The sequence below is a fragment of the Actinomycetota bacterium genome (genome assembly GCA_040754375.1).
Lineage (GTDB): Bacteria > Actinomycetota > Acidimicrobiia > Acidimicrobiales > AC-14 > JBFMCT01.
Genome location: JBFMCT010000007.1, coordinates 1 through 13,937, shown reverse-complemented (window position 1 = coordinate 13,937; position 13,937 = coordinate 1). Strand labels below are relative to the sequence as shown.

At 73.0% G+C, this 13,937-nt stretch carries 13 protein-coding genes; 5 read left to right on the top strand and 8 right to left on the bottom strand.

Translation table 11 applies throughout. The features are described from left to right. Positions 1-62: 62 nt before the first annotated feature. The 3 genes from AB1673_04780 to AB1673_04770 form a co-directional block, all read right to left on the bottom strand. On the bottom strand, positions 63-647 hold the full coding sequence (locus tag AB1673_04780; protein ID MEW6153293.1) for a hypothetical protein: 585 nt from the start codon (positions 645-647) through the stop codon (positions 63-65). A 205-nt stretch (positions 648-852) separates the two neighbouring features. After that, entirely contained in the window at positions 853-2,529 is a 1,677-nt protein-coding gene (locus tag AB1673_04775) for a sialidase family protein (GenBank protein ID MEW6153292.1), read from the bottom strand. 269 nt (positions 2,530-2,798) lie between these two features. Beyond that, entirely contained in the window at positions 2,799-3,410 is a 612-nt protein-coding gene (locus tag AB1673_04770; protein ID MEW6153291.1) for an MBL fold metallo-hydrolase, read from the bottom strand. A gap of 44 nt (positions 3,411-3,454) precedes the next feature. Between AB1673_04770 and AB1673_04765 the strand changes: the two genes are divergently transcribed. Beyond that, positions 3,455-3,895 (top strand): hypothetical protein, encoded by a 441-nt coding sequence (locus AB1673_04765; protein MEW6153290.1) that lies wholly within the window; start codon positions 3,455-3,457, stop codon positions 3,893-3,895. 328 nt (positions 3,896-4,223) lie between these two features. Beyond that, positions 4,224-4,970 carry an alpha/beta fold hydrolase gene (locus AB1673_04760; protein ID MEW6153289.1) on the top strand — a complete coding sequence of 249 codons (747 nt, stop codon included), beginning with the start codon at positions 4,224-4,226 and terminating at the stop codon, positions 4,968-4,970. Positions 4,971-5,271: 301 nt separating this feature from the next. On the opposite strand, the gene thiE is transcribed toward AB1673_04760, so the two are convergent. From thiE to aceE, 4 genes are all read right to left on the bottom strand, one after another. Then, entirely contained in the window at positions 5,272-5,910 is a 639-nt protein-coding gene (gene thiE, locus AB1673_04755; GenBank protein MEW6153288.1) for a thiamine phosphate synthase, read from the bottom strand. Then, positions 5,910-6,110 carry a sulfur carrier protein ThiS gene (gene thiS / locus AB1673_04750; GenBank protein MEW6153287.1) on the bottom strand — a complete coding sequence of 67 codons (201 nt, stop codon included), beginning with the start codon at positions 6,108-6,110 and terminating at the stop codon, positions 5,910-5,912. The genes thiE and thiS overlap by 1 nt, the downstream gene beginning before the upstream one ends. Positions 6,111-6,264: 154 nt before the next feature. Next, the gene (locus AB1673_04745; protein MEW6153286.1) at positions 6,265-6,858 is read right to left on the bottom strand and encodes an HhH-GPD-type base excision DNA repair protein; all 594 of its coding nucleotides are present in this window, start codon (positions 6,856-6,858) and stop codon (positions 6,265-6,267) included. Between the two features lie 33 nt (positions 6,859-6,891). Further along, positions 6,892-9,597, bottom strand: coding sequence for a pyruvate dehydrogenase (acetyl-transferring), homodimeric type (gene aceE, locus AB1673_04740; protein MEW6153285.1), 2,706 nt, complete (start codon positions 9,595-9,597; stop codon positions 6,892-6,894). A gap of 154 nt (positions 9,598-9,751) precedes the next feature. On the opposite strand from aceE, the gene AB1673_04735 reads away from it, so the two are divergent. Together AB1673_04735 and AB1673_04730 are read left to right on the top strand one after the other, a co-directional pair. Beyond that, complete coding sequence (locus AB1673_04735; GenBank protein ID MEW6153284.1) at positions 9,752-10,408, top strand: DUF6629 family protein; 657 nt, start codon at positions 9,752-9,754, stop codon at positions 10,406-10,408. A 13-nt stretch (positions 10,409-10,421) separates the two neighbouring features. Then, positions 10,422-11,453 (top strand): SLOG family protein, encoded by a 1,032-nt coding sequence (locus tag AB1673_04730; GenBank protein ID MEW6153283.1) that lies wholly within the window; start codon positions 10,422-10,424, stop codon positions 11,451-11,453. Positions 11,454-11,615: 162 nt separating this feature from the next. On the opposite strand, the gene aat is transcribed toward AB1673_04730, so the two are convergent. Continuing rightward, a complete protein-coding gene (gene aat / locus AB1673_04725) occupies positions 11,616-12,395 on the bottom strand; it encodes a leucyl/phenylalanyl-tRNA--protein transferase (GenBank protein MEW6153282.1) in 780 nt (259 codons plus the stop codon). A 21-nt stretch (positions 12,396-12,416) separates the two neighbouring features. On the opposite strand from aat, the gene AB1673_04720 reads away from it, so the two are divergent. After that, positions 12,417-13,937: hydantoinase/oxoprolinase family protein (locus AB1673_04720; GenBank protein MEW6153281.1), on the top strand; the 1,521-nt coding region annotated here is incomplete at its 3' end.

Sequence of the window (13,937 nt, the reverse complement as noted above, 5' to 3'; positions counted from 1 at the left end):
GCCCCCGACAGCGGGGACCGGCCGGAGAGCCGTGCAAGGAGCGAGCGTGAGCTCGGGTGCTGCTACCTCCGGGCGGGGACCGCCACGGGGGCCTTGGAGCCGCGGCCGGCGAACAGGGCAGCCATACCGGCGACGAACATGCCGATACCGGCGACCCCGAGGCCGACCAGGGCGAGGGTGGCGCCACTGACCGAGTTGTCCTCGATGACCAGGCCCGCCGGCCGGTCGACATCCGCGGCGACCAGGCCGCCGCCCAGGACCGGGGCTGCGCTGCCGTCAGGCGTGACCGTCAGCAGGGCCCGGATCGGGAGCTGGGTCAGCGAGCCCTGCTCGTCGGTCTGCGAGAAGATCACGACGTAGTTGCCGGCCCGAGCGTCGGCGGGCACGGTGAAGGTGCCGCCGATGAGGCGGTTGCTGGGCTCGTCGAATGTGGCCAGCACCGGCCCGTCGAGCGCGTTCCAGCGCACGGTCACCGGGTTGGGCTGGCGGAAGTTGGTGCCCGAGACCGTCACCTCCTGGCCGGGCTGGGCGTTGACCGTGGAGAGGTTCACCGCCGGGCCCGATACGCACGCCCAGGCTGTTGCTGCGAAAGCCACCATGGTCCCCACGGCACCGATGGTCACCAGCGCCCATCTACGAGTCTTCAACGTCTCCCCCTTTGAGAGCGGCCCTTGGGAGGGCTGGTTGCGCGGCCGGGAGCCACGTGGGGTCATCGTCGCGTCGTCATGCGACATCGAGCCGTCCCTCGCGTGACGCTTCGTTGACAGTCGCGCCCGACGAGGCCAGGCGCGCAACAGCCGGCCGGGAGATCTCCCGGCCGGCTGTTGGCGGTTCCCGCTCCTGGGGCCCCCGTCAGGTGACCGGCGCCGCCTCCTCCTTCGGGGCCGTCTTGCGGGCCGGAGACGGGCCCGACTTGCGCTTGCCGGCCATGGTGACCAGCAGGAGGGCAAGCCCGACGGCCACGAGGCCGGCGGTAGCCGCCAGGACGATCTGGGCCGTGCTCGATGTCCCCCCGCCCAGGGTCTCGAACTGGACGGCCGAGATGTAGATGTCCTGGGTGCCCGCCCCGAAGCCGGAGGCGTACTCGGGGTTGGACACGTCGGTGTTGCGGGTGTCGTCCCATCCGAAGATGGCGTACTGGTTCACCGATCCCACGCCCGGCGGGGAGTTGATGTCGTAGTTGATGCCCCACACGCCGTAGCGCCGGTCGACACTGCGGTCGGTGATGCGCCGGTTGGCGCTCCACGTGGCCCCGTCGTCGTTGGAGTACGTGTAGTACACGTCGTTGGACCGGATCCCGACGTCGTCGCGCGTGTCCCACCACACCACGTCGACCCGGCCGTTGGGGGCCACGCTGATGTTGGGGAAGTACTGGCCGAAGTAGTCGGCCGGGTTGTCGTCGGTCAGGACCTTGGGCTCGGTCCACGTGCGGCCACCGTCGCTGGAAGCACGGTGGAACACCTCGCCGTTGCTGTTAATCCCGTCGGGGTTGCGGTGGTACACCATGTGGAGCACCCCGCCGGGGCTGACCTCGAAGCGCGGCGCGGCGTTCTCGTAGTCGAACGGGATGGCCATCTCGGTGGTCCACGTCTGGCCCCCGTCGCTCGAGCGGGAGATGAAGTGGGCCGTGGGCGGCGCCGGCGTCAGGTTGGCGCTGCCCGACATCCAGTGGACGTAGGCGTTGCCCTGGCCGTCGACCCGGGCCTGGACGTGGAACCGGCTGGTGCTGCCACCGAAGTTGGCGGCCTGGTTGGGCGTGGCCCGCAGCGAACCGGCGGCCGGGGCCGTGGTGGTCGTGGTCGACGCGTTGGGGGCCAGGGTCGTAGTCGTGATGGCCGTGAAGGCCTGGTCGCGCAGGGCCTGAGCCTCGAACACCCCGCTGGACAGGTCGACCGGCGTGCCGAAGGTGCGGCCGCCGTCGCGCGACACGGCCACGATCGGGACGGTGGGCGACTGGTTAGGCGCCGTTCGTCCAGGCCGGGCCAGGTTGTAGGTGACGTAGATGAGATCGTCGCCCCCGGTGCGGGTGTCGACGGCCAGGCTGTGGATGGGCCTCACGTTCTCGGCATCCTCACCCGTCTTGCCCCGGGCCGAGTACACCTCGACGGTCTCCCAGGTGTCGCCCAAGTCGTCGGACCGGGCCAGCAGGATGGCACCGCCCGTGCGTGCCCCGTCGGGGTCGTCCCAGCCGCCAAGGGCCATGTAGAGCGTGCCGCTGCGGCCGAAGGCCACTGGGGCCTGGATCTGGCTGCCCTGGGACTGCGAGCAGAACGGGTACGAGGCCAGGGCCGGGGAGCCTTCGGCCAACCTCCATGTGGCGGCGCCGTCGGTCGAGCGCAGCAGCCCGCACCGGCGGGTGAACAGGTCGGCGAAGCCGGCCACGACCCGCTTGGGGTCCTTGGGGTCGACCGCGAAGGCCGGGCTGGAGTACATGCGCCCAGGCGACAGATCGGCCCACGTGGCGTGCACGGGGGTCGTCGGGGCTTCCGCCGTCTGGGACTGCGCCCCCGAGACGGAGCCCTGCGCCAACACGGCACAGGCTGTCACCCCCACAGCCAGCTGGGCCCGCCAGGACCTCTTCTTCGGAGCCTGCCCGCCTGAACGGGTGGCCGGTGCCGTAACACGATCCACGCCTTCTCCCCTCGGTGGTCGATCGGACCAGCCCACGAGAGCCCCGCCGGCGCGTCGGGCGCCGATTGGCACAGCCTTGCCCCCCCGGGCGTTCAGATGCTCCCACCCTGGTGGGCAGCTCTCAATAGGTGTTCGTCACACCTATTGAGAGCCACGGCACCGAGTTGTCACCAACCGCGCTCGGCCCACTCCTGAAGGTGCGGCTTTTCCTTACCGATCGTGGTGTCGAGCCCATGGCCGGGCATGACGACCGTGTCGTCCGGCAGGGTGAAGAGCCTCGTCTCGATCGAGCGCAGGATCGTCGGGAAGTCGCCCAGCGGTCCCCGCGTCGCCCCCGGCCCCCCGGGGAAGAGCGTGTCGCCCGCGAACAACACCGGCGAGCCCTCGACCAGGAAGCAGACCGACCCGGGTGTGTGGCCCGGCGTGTGCAGGCAGTGCAGACGTAGGCGGCCGGCCTCGATCACCTGCCCGTCCTCGATCAGGTGGTCGTAGCCGGGCAGCATGGCCGCATCGCCGGCCATCACCCACACGTCGTAGCCCGCCTCCCGGACGGCGGGTACGGCCCCGATGTGGTCGGCGTGGCCATGGGTCTCGAGCACCTTGCCCACGTTCAGGCGCCGGCACAGCTCGAGCACCCGGTCGGCCTCGTTGGCCGCGTCGATCAGCACCGACTCGCCGGTGTGCCGGCACCGGGCAACGAAGACGTTGTTGTCCATGGGCCCGACCACCACCTTGGTCACCGCCAGGTTCTCGTCCTCGTAGTGCAGACCGTCAGCCATGGCCCGAGTATTGCCCGCGCTCACGCCCTCGGTAGTCTCGGGCCGTGGGGATCCTGCTGGTCGTCGTGGCCGCCCTGGCCGTGTTCGCCATCGCCGCCGTGGTCATCGGGCGCGAAGCCCGCCGGCTGGCGGCCGTGCCCGTAGAGCGCACCTTCAACTTCGATGACGCCGTGGCCTGGGTCTGCGACCACGTGAGCGACGATGTGGCGGCCGTGCTCTCCCCCGACGACGTGCGCCAGATCATCGACTGGCACCTGGAGTACTTCCGGCTCAAGGGCGTGGCCGGCAACGGCAGCGGGCCCCACCTCGACGGCCCCGTGGTCGTGACCGGGGCGGAGTCGGCCAGCTTCGTGATGAAGCGGTCAGCCGACGCGGGCACGGGCTACACGGCCGCCCAGGTCAACGCCGTGCTGGAGGCCCAGATGGGCTACCTCACCGACATCGGCGCCGTCGGCCCCCTCACCGACCCCGGCCCGGAGCCCTGACCGGCCCTCCACCAGCTCTCGCTAAGCCGGAAATCACCCCACTTCGCCCGCCGGTTGTGCTTTCATATCCGGTACCGGAGAAAGGAGGTGGTCCAGCTGATCGATAGTTGTCCTGGGACCCCGGAGGTGGCTGACCACTAGCTGGCAGCTGGGCCGGGCTGGTGAATCCCGCCAGCCACCACCAAGGGAAGCGAGCCGGGAGATGGTCCCGCCCGGAGCAGTCCTCGGCCCTTGGGTTCCTTATCCAGCTCTTGACGACGAAGGGGCGCGTGGCGCGCCCCTTCGTCGCGTCACACCGATCATGAGGGGTAGGGCGGCGTTGACTGAGGTGACGATCGACTCCGAGGGCCTGCCCCTGGCTGGCCACCTGGTGATGCCCTCGGCCGGAGGCGGGCGGCGGCCGCCCGGGCTGGTGCTATGCCACGGCTTCCCCAGCGGGCCGGGCGGAGCGGCCACCTCGGGCAAGACCTACCCGTCGTTCGCCGAACACCTGTCGGCCGAGACGGGCTGGGCGGTGCTGACCTTCAACTTCCGAGGCGCGGGCCGCTCGGCCGGCAACTTCTCCCTGCGGGGCTGGCTGGCCGACCTGGCGGCGGCGATCGACCACCTGCAGGCAGAGGAGGTCAGCGGCATCTGGCTGGCGGGATCGAGCACCGGGGGGGCGCTGGCCATCGTCCAGGCCGCCGAGGACGAGAGGGTGCGGGGGGTGGCCGCCTTGGCCGCGCCCGCCACCTTCGACGTGTGGGCCGCCCACCCCCGCCGGTTCCTGGACCAGGCCCGCCAGATCGGGGTCATCCCCAACCGGGCCTTCCCACCCGACGTGGACGCCTGGGGCCGGGAACTGGCCGAGGTCCGGGCCCTCGACGTGGTCGACCAGGTGCCGCCGCGGCCCCTCCTGCTCGTGCACGGCACCGACGACGACCGGGTCCCATCCCAGGACGCCCGCACCCTGGCCACGGCCGCCGGTCCCAGCGCCGAGTTGCGCCTCGTCTACGGGGCCGGCCATCGCCTGCGCCACGACCCCCGGGCGGTGGCCTTCGTGATCGGGTGGATGGACCGCCAGCGGGCCACCTGAAGGCGACGGGTGGTCGCTGGGTGGGCCGGCAGTCAGCCAGCGGCGGGCGGCTGCACACGGCCTGGGTCGGGCGGCGGCGAGGGCTGGGGCGGCGGCCGGCGGGGATGAGCAGCGGTGCGCGGCGGGCGGCCGCACACGGCCTGGGGTCAGTGGGCGGCGGCGAGGGCTGGGCCGGCGGCCGGCGGCCTGGGTCGGGCGGCTGCGCCGGCGGCTGGCCTGGGTCGGGCGGCGGCGAGGGCTGGGCCGGCGGCCGGCGGGGATGGGCAGCGGTGCGCGGCGGGCGGCCGCACACGGCCTGGGGTCAGTGGGCGGCGGCGAGGGCCTCGTCGATGGCGGCACGCAGGGCCGAGGCCGCCCGGCGCGGGTCGTGGGCCTGGGTCAGCCACCGGACGACCACGAAGCGTTCGGCCCCGACCGCCACCATGTCCCCGACGGTCTCGGGCGTGACCCCGCCGGTGACGAACCACGGGCGCCGGGAGCGGGCGGCCGCGTAAGCCAGGTAGTCGAGGCCCGTGCCGTCGCGCCCCGGCTTGGTCGGGGTGGGCGCCACCGGCCCGGCCGACACGTAGTCGACGGGCTCGGGGCCGGCGGCGTCGAGCTCGGCGGGCGCGTGAGTCGACAGACCGACGATGGCGCCCGTCCCCAGGATGCGTCGAGCCAGCCCGGGCGGGGCGTCGTCCTGGCCGACGTGCACGCCGTCGGCGCCGGCCTCCAGCGCAAGGTCGGGACGGTCGTTGAGGATGAAGGGCACACCCCGGTCGCGACATACCAGGGCCGCCAGCCGGGCCCGCCGGAGCAGAGGCCGGGCCTCCAGGAGCTTGTCCCGCAACTGGACGACGTCGACCCCGCCGTCGATGCACGCCTCCAAGAACTGGGCAAGGTCGGGGCGGTCGGACGTGCAGAGGTAGAGGCGGCGGCCCGCCAGCAGGGCGTTGGCCATCAACCGCCGGCCACGGCCCTCACCAGCTCCAGGCGGTCGCCGGCGTCGAGGACGGTCGAAGCCATGTCGGCCCGAGGCACGGGCTCCCCGTTGCGTTCGACGACCACCCAGCGCCGGCCCAGGCCCAGGTGGTGGAGTAGATCGACGACCGTCGCCCCCTGCGGCAGCTCGACGGGCGCCCCGTTGGCCGTCACCAACATGGCCGAGACCGTACTCGGCTCGCTCCCGTGGCTCCGTGGGGCCACGAACGGCTGCCGCTCGGAGCTCTCGCCCCGGGCGCGCCGCCGGGCGCTGCTCCCCCATCGCCACCCGGCTCGCTGGCGATCGAGCGGCGGGGGCACGTGCCCGGTACGCCTATTTGCGGGCCTTGGCCTCGGCCTTCATGGCCTTCTTGTGCTCGCGCACCCGGGCCAGGGCCTCCGGGCCGTCGATGTCGGCCACCGAGAACCAGCCCGGTTGGCCGAACGGGCCGGCCACCTCTTCCCAGCCCGGAGGCTTGACGCCCAGCCGTTTGGCCAGCAGGGCCACGAATATCCGGGCCTTCTGCTCCCCGAACCCGGGCAAGGCCTTGACGTTGGACAACAGCTCCTGGCCGGTGGCCGCCGAGGTCCACACCGCCGCCGCCTGTCCTCCGTGGTGCTCGATCAGGTGGCGGGCCAGCTCCTGGGTGCGGCCCGCCATCGAACCGGGGAACCGGTGCAGGGCCGGGCGCTCGGCAAAGAGCGCGGAGAGCTCGTCGGGGGCCATTGACGCGATCTCGTTCACGTCGAGCCGGCCGCCCATCCTCCGCTTGAGGTCGTAGGGGCTGTGGAAGGCCCGTTCCATGGGGACCTGCTGGTCGAGCAGCATGCCGATCAGCAGGGCCAGCGGGTCGGCCGACAGCAGTTCGTCGGCCTCGGGGTCACCGGACAGCGGGAGCACTACGGCGGTCTTCTTCGGTGCGGGCACCCCAGGATCGTAGGCCGACCGTGGCGGCCGCGGTCAGGCCACCCGGGGGTCGGGGGCCTCGGGGTCGAGACCGTAGGCGGCGATGGCGTCGGCCACTTCGTCGGCCTTGGCCTCGTGGGCGTTGGCCAACGACTGGAGGACAGCGACCACCACGTGGGGGGCGTCGGTCTCGAAGTGGCGGCGCAGCTGTGTCCGGGTGTCGGACCGTCCGAACCCGTCGGTGCCCAGGGGGACGAAGGGGCCGGGGACCCAGCGGGCCACCTGGTCGGGGACCGCCTTCATGAAGTCGGTCACGGCCACGAACGGTCCCTCGGCGGAAGACAGCACCTCGGTCACGTAGGGCACCCGGGGGGCCTCCAACGGGTGCAGGCGGTTCCATCGCTCGGCCGCCAGGGCGTCCTCCCGCAGGGCCTTGAACGACGTGGCGCTCCACAGCTCGGCGGCCACGTCGTGGCGCTCGGCCAGCAGGCGTTGGGCCTCCCGGGCCGCCCCCTGGGCCGATCCCGAGAAGATGACCGTCGCCCGCCGCGACGGCCCCTCAGGCGCCGGGGCGAACCGGTAGAGGCCCCTAACGATCCCCTCGGCCGCGCCCTCGGGCATCGACGGCATCGTGTAGTTCTCGTTGTAGAGGGTGACGTAGTAGAAGACGTCCTCGGGCTCGGGGCCGTACATGCGGCGCAGGCCGTCCTCCACGATGGTCGCCAGCTCATAGGCGAAGGCCGGGTCGTAGGCCGCGATGTTGGGGACGGTGGACGCCAGCACCAGGCTGTGGCCGTCGGCGTGCTGGAGGCCCTCGCCCTTGAGGGTCGTGCGCCCCGCCGTGGCCCCGCACAAGAAGCCCTTGCCCCGGATGTCGCCGAACGCCCAGATCAGGTCGCCGATGCGCTGGAACCCGAACATCGAATAGAACGTGTAGAAGGGCACCATGGTCACCCCGTGGGTGGCGTAGGCCGTGCCGGCGGCCGTGAAGCTGGCCATGGAGCCCGCCTCGGTGATGCCCTCCTCGAGGATCTGGCCCATCGCCGACTCCTTGTAGGAGAGGGGCAGGTGCGAGTCGACGGGGTCGTAGAGCTGGCCGAACGGGGCGTAGATCTTGACCTCGGGGAACAGGGCGTCCATCCCGAAGGTGCGGGCCTCGTCGGGGATGATGGGCACGACCCGCGGCCCCAGCCCTTTGTCGCGCAACAGCCCGCGCAGGAGGTTGGCGAAGGCCATCGTGGTCGAGAACTGCCGCTTGCCCGAGCCCTTGCGCAAGTCGTCGAACACCGTCGCCTTGGGCAGGGGCAGAGGCTTGGCCCGCACGACGCGGTGGGGAAGGGAGCCGGCCAGGGCCTGGCGCCGCTCCATCATGTACTCGTGCTCGGGGGACCCCGGGGACGGCCGGTAGTAAGGCGGCTGGTCGGCGTCGAGAGCGTTGTCGGGGATCTCCTCGTGGAGGAACAAACGGTCGCGGAAGACCAACAGCTCCTTCTTCGACATCTTCTTGATCTGGTGGGTGGCGTTGCGGGCCTCGAAATCGGGCCCGAGCGCCCAACCCTTGATCGTCTTGGCCAGGATGACCGTCGGGGCCCCCTGGTGGGCGACGGCCGCCTTGTAGGCGGAGTAGAGCTTGCGGTAGTCGTGACCGCCGCGAGGCAGGGTGCGCAGCTCGTCGTCGGTGAGCCCCTCGACCATGGCCCGCAGGCGGGGGTCGGGCCCGAAGAAGTGCTCCCGGATGTAGGCCCCGGACTCGACCGAGTACTTCTGGTACTCGCCGTCGAGGGTCGTGTTCATCTTGTTGAGCAGGACGCCGTCGACGTCCTGGGCCAGGAGCTGGTCCCACTTCGAGCCCCACACGACCTTGAGCACGTTCCAGCCTGCACCCCGGAACACGGCCTCGAGCTCCTGGATGATCTTGCCGTTGCCCCTCACCGGGCCGTCGAGGCGCTGGAGGTTGCAGTTCACCACGAAGATCAGGTTGTCGAGCTGCTCGCGCGAGGCCAGCGTGAGCGCGCCCAGCGTCTCGGGTTCGTCGCACTCGCCGTCGCCCACGAAGCACCACACCCGCGAGCGGCTGGTGTCGGCGAGCTGGCGGTTGAGCAGGTAGCGGTTGAACCGGGCCTGGTAGATGGCGGTGATCGGGCCCAGGCCCATCGAGACCGTCGGGAACTCCCAGAAGTCGGGCATGAGCCGCGGGTGGGGGTAGCTGGACAGGCCCCCGACCCCGGCCAGCGCCCCGGCGATCTCCTGGCGGAAGTGGTCGAGCTGGGCCTCGTCGAGGCGGCGCTCGAGGAATGCACGGGCGTAGATCCCGGGAGCGGCATGGCCCTGGAAGAAGACCTGGTCACCGGGCTGGCCGTCGGCCTTGCCCCGGAAGAAGTGGTTGAACCCGACCTCGTAGAGCGACGCCGACGACGCGTACGTGGCCAGGTGGCCGCCGATCCCCTCGGCCCGGCTGTTGGCCCGGGTGACCATGACCGCCGCGTTCCAGCGGATGAAGGCCCGGATGCGGCGCTCGGTGTCCTCGTCGCCCGGGAACCACGCCTCCCGCTCGGGGGGGATGGAGTTGAGATAAGGGGTCGACACGGCCGCCGGGAAGCCAACGCCCGCCTCCCGGGACCGCTCCATGAGCTTCATGAGCAGGAACCGGGCCCTCGTGGGGCCCCGGGCCCCGATCACGGCGTCGAGCGAGTCCACCCACTCCGCAGTCTCGGCCGGGTCGATGTCGGGCAGTTGCTGCGCGAAGCCGTCGATGATCACTGGTTCCACAGCTCCATGCTTGCACTCCCGCCGGCGTGTGCCGCGCCGCTGGTGACCACCGGCGGCGGCAAGTGCCCGAGCCGGCCCCGAAGGGTAGCAAGATGGGGTGATGGCCAGCCTTCGGTTCCGCCCGCTGGCGGAGGCCTGACGGCAGGTGTGCTTCTCGGCCGAGGCCGACGCGGCCATGGCCGTCGTCATCGGCGCCATCGCCGTGGACGGGCTGCGCCACGTGCGCGAGCCGTCCCACTTGGCCCTGGCGTCGCTGCCCGTCGTCCTGGCCTTCCACCAGCTCGTCGAGGTCTTCGTGTGGTGGGGGGTGGAGGGCCGGGTGGCCGAGTCGGTGTTCCAGGCCGCGGTCTACACCTACCTGGTAATCGCCTTCGGGCTACCCCTACTCGTCCCGCGCGCGGTGAGAGCCATCGAGCCCCGCCCTGACCGCCAGCGGCTGATGGAGCGCATGGGGATCGTGGGGGCGTTCGTGGCCGTGATCCTGCTGGGGGGTGTGTTCACGGGGCCGGTGACGGCCGTGGACCACGGTGACCACCTCAGCTACGAGGCCCGCCTGTTCCACGGGGGCGTGCTCACCGCTGTCTACGTGGTCGTGACCTTGGGGACCTTCCTGGCCTCCAGCCACCGGCTGATGGTGATCTACGGGGCGGTCAACCTGGTGGCCGTGGTCGTGCTGGCGATCACCACCATCACCGGCTTCGTGTCGCTGTGGTGTGCCTGGGCCGCCGTCTCGAGCCTGGTCATCGTCTACCACCTGCGCCACAGCCAGGCTCACGCGAGCGCCACCGCTCGAATGGCGTAGGAGGATGGGCGCGATGAGGTCCGTCTACACCGATGGCGCGTGCCTGGGGAACCCGGGGCCCGGGGGGTGGGCGTGGGCCGAGCCGGGGGGGCGGTTCGAGAGCGGGGCCGAGCCCCACACCACCAACCAGCGCATGGAGATCAAGGCCGCGCTCGAGGCCGTGAGGGCGTTCGACGGCCCCCTGGAGATCGTGAGCGACTCGACTTACGTGGTGAACTGCTTCCGCGACCGGTGGTGGGAGGGATGGCTGGCCCGCGGGTGGACCAACAAGGCGCGCCAGCCCGTGGCCAACCGGGACCTGTGGGAACCGCTGGTGGGCCTCGTGCGGGCCGACCCGGGCCGCGTCCGTTGGCGGTGGGTCAAGGGCCACGGCGGCGACCCCGGCAACGACCTGGTCGACCGCCTGGCCGTGGAGGCCGCCCGGGCGCAAGCGGGTCGCACCGGTGACGGGCCGCCCTCCACCCTCGGCCCGGCCGACGCGCCCGGGCCGGGCGGGGGGAGCCGAGACGCCGGGGTACCCGAGGGCTTCCGGCTCGTCGTCACCGGGCACAAGCCTCCTGAGCTGGGTGGTTGGGGCGACGACAACCCGGTGGCGGGCGCCGTCCGCGCCCGGCTGGCCGAGCTGCTGGCCGCCTACCAGCAGGTCCACCCCGACCTGGTCGTGCTGACCGGCCTGGGCCTGGGCACCGAACAGCTGGCGGCCGAGGCCGCTGGCGGCGAGGGCGTGCCCTACGTGGCTGTCCTCCCCTACCCCGAGCCCGACTCGCCCTGGCCGGCTACCAGCCGGCGGCGCTACGCCGGCCTGCTGGGGGCGGCCAAGGGCCAGGTCGTGCTGGGGGCCCGCCCGCCCGCCGACCGGGAGAAGGCGGGTGCCGCCCTGCGCCGGCGCGACGCCTGGCTGGCCCGCAACTCCGACGAGGCCCTGGTGGTGTGGGACGGCCAAGACCCCGTCGTGGGCCGCCAGGTGAGATCGCTCCAGGACGCCCTAGGCGAGGAACAGGTGATGGTCGTCAGCCCACGGGCCGGGGAGGAACCAGCCCGCTGACGGCCAGCCGGTCGAGGCGGCGACGGGCCAGGCCACGGCCAGGTGATGGTCGTCAGCCCGCGGGCCGGGGAGGCTCCAGCCCGCGGGCCGGGGAGGCACCAGCCCGCGGACGGCCAGCCCGTCGAGGCGGCGACGGGCCAGGCCACGGCCAGGTGATGGTCGTCAGCCCGCGGGCCGGGGAGGAACCAGCCGGCCGACCGCCAGCCGGTCGACGACCATGCACACGGTCCGCAGGCGGGCCTCGGCCAGCTCGGCCAGGAAGTCCGCCCGGTCGACGGCGACCGCGCCCATCGACTCCAGGTGAGCGGTGGGCAGTTGCACGTCGACCAGTTCACCGCCGGCCTCGGCCCAGCGGGCGCACAGGTCGACGAGCGCGGCCTTGGAGGCGTCGGTGGCCCGGTGGAACATCGACTCGCCGGTGAAGCAAGCGCCGACCCGCACCCCGTACAAGCCGCCCACCAGGCGCTCCCCGTCCCAGACCTCGAGGCTGTGGGCCCACCCCAGACGGTGGAGGCGGCCGTAGGCCTGGCGCATGGGCCGGTTGACCCACGTACCCTCGCCCGGCCGCAGTGCGCAGGCGGCTACGACCTCGTCGAAGTCGGCGTCGACGGTCGTCGTCCAACCGCACCGGCGCAGGCGCTGGCGCAGGGACTTGGCCACCGTCACCCGGTGGGGGCGGACCACGGCCCGGGGGTCGGGCGAGAACCACGGCAGCGGCATGCCCGGGTGGGGCCACGGGAACATGCCCCGCCGGTAGGCGTCCACCAGCGTCTCGGGGGCCAGGTCCCCACCCACGCCGACCACCCCGTCCTCGGAGGCCTGGTCCGGGCTGGGCAGGGCCCAGCGCGACGGGCCCACGGGCGTGGGCGGCGGCGCCCGGTGGGCGCCAGCTCGGCCGCCGGGGGGGCCGTGGGAGGGGCCACCAGGGGCGGGGTCGGTCACGACCAATAGTGTCCCCTCCTGATGCGTTGCGGAGTGGACACGGGCGGCACCTTCACCGACCTTGTGGGTGAGGACGGCCGGACGGCCAAGGTGCTGTCGACCCCGGAAGCCCCGGCCCGGGCGGTGGCCGCCGGCCTGGGCGAACTGGCCGGGCCTGGCCGCCCGGCCGTAGTGGCCCACGGCACGACGGTGGCGACCAACGCCCTGCTCGAGCGGCGAGGGGCACGGGTGGCGCTGTTCACCAACGCCGGGTTGACCGACGTGATCGAGATCGGCCGCCAGGACAGGCCCTCGCTCTACGACCCGTTCGCCGACCGGCCCGAGCCGCTGGTGGCCCGCCGCGACCGGCTGGAAGTGGTGGGCCGGCTCGACGCCGCCGGGCACGAGCTCGTGGCGGTCGACCTGGGCTCGCTGCCGCCCGTGCCCCCGGGGGTGGACGCGGTGGCCGTCTGCCTGCTGCACGCCGACCTGGTCCCTATCCATGAGAAGACAGTGGCCGCAGCCCTAGCCGCGGCCGGCGCGTCCGACGTGACGTGCTCGCACCAGGTGGCCCCCGAGTTCCGGGAGTACGAACGGACGGTCACGACCGTCGTCAACGCCTACCTGCGGCCCCTGTGCCGGGCCTACGTACGGTCCCTGGAGGAACTGGCCGACGAGGTCCTGGTCATGACGTCTGCCGGCGGGCTGGTGCCGGCGGCCGAGGCCGCCGACCTGCCGGTGGCCCTGGTGCTCTCCGGACCGGCGGGCGGCGTGCTGGCGGGGGCGGCGGCCGCGTCCGCGGCCGGGTTCCCCGACGCCGTCACCTTCGACATGGGCGGCACGAGCACCGACGTGTGCCTCGTGCAGGGCGGCGTGCCGGAGCCCGCGCCGGGACGCCTGGCCGCCGGGTTCCCACTGCGCCTGCCCGCCCTCGACATCCACATTATCGGGGCGGGCGGCGGGTCGATCGCCCGCATCGACCCCGGTGGCGCGCTGGCCGTCGGGCCCCAGAGCGCGGGAGCCGACCCCGGCCCCGCCTGCTACGGGCGCGGTGGCACAGACGCCACCGTCACCGACGCCGACCTCGTGCTCGGCCGGGTGCCGGCAGGCGCCGCCTTCGCCGGCCTGGGCCGGCTCGACGTGGCCGCCGCCGAACGGGCCCTGGCCCGGGCGGGCGTCACCGCCTCGGGGGTGGTGGACGTGGTCGACGCCAGCATGGAACGGGCCGTGCGCCGGGTCACGGTCGAGCGGGGGGTCGACCCGACCGGCCTCGCCCTGGTGGCGTTCGGGGGCGCGGGGCCGCTGCACGCCTGCGCGGTGGCCGCCGCCCTCGGCATGCGAGCCGTGGTCGTGCCGCCCCGGGCTGGTGTGCTGTCGGCCGTCGGCCTGCTGGGCGGTCCCCGCCAGCGGGACCTCGTCCGCACGTGGCCCACCCCCGACGACCACACCGGCCTCGACGACGCCCTGGCCGACCTGGCCCACCAGGCCGCCGCAGCCGTGTCGCCCGACGGGCCTGCCGGGCCCGGGCCGGCGGGCGGGGCTGGGGACGGGCCGGCGGGCGGG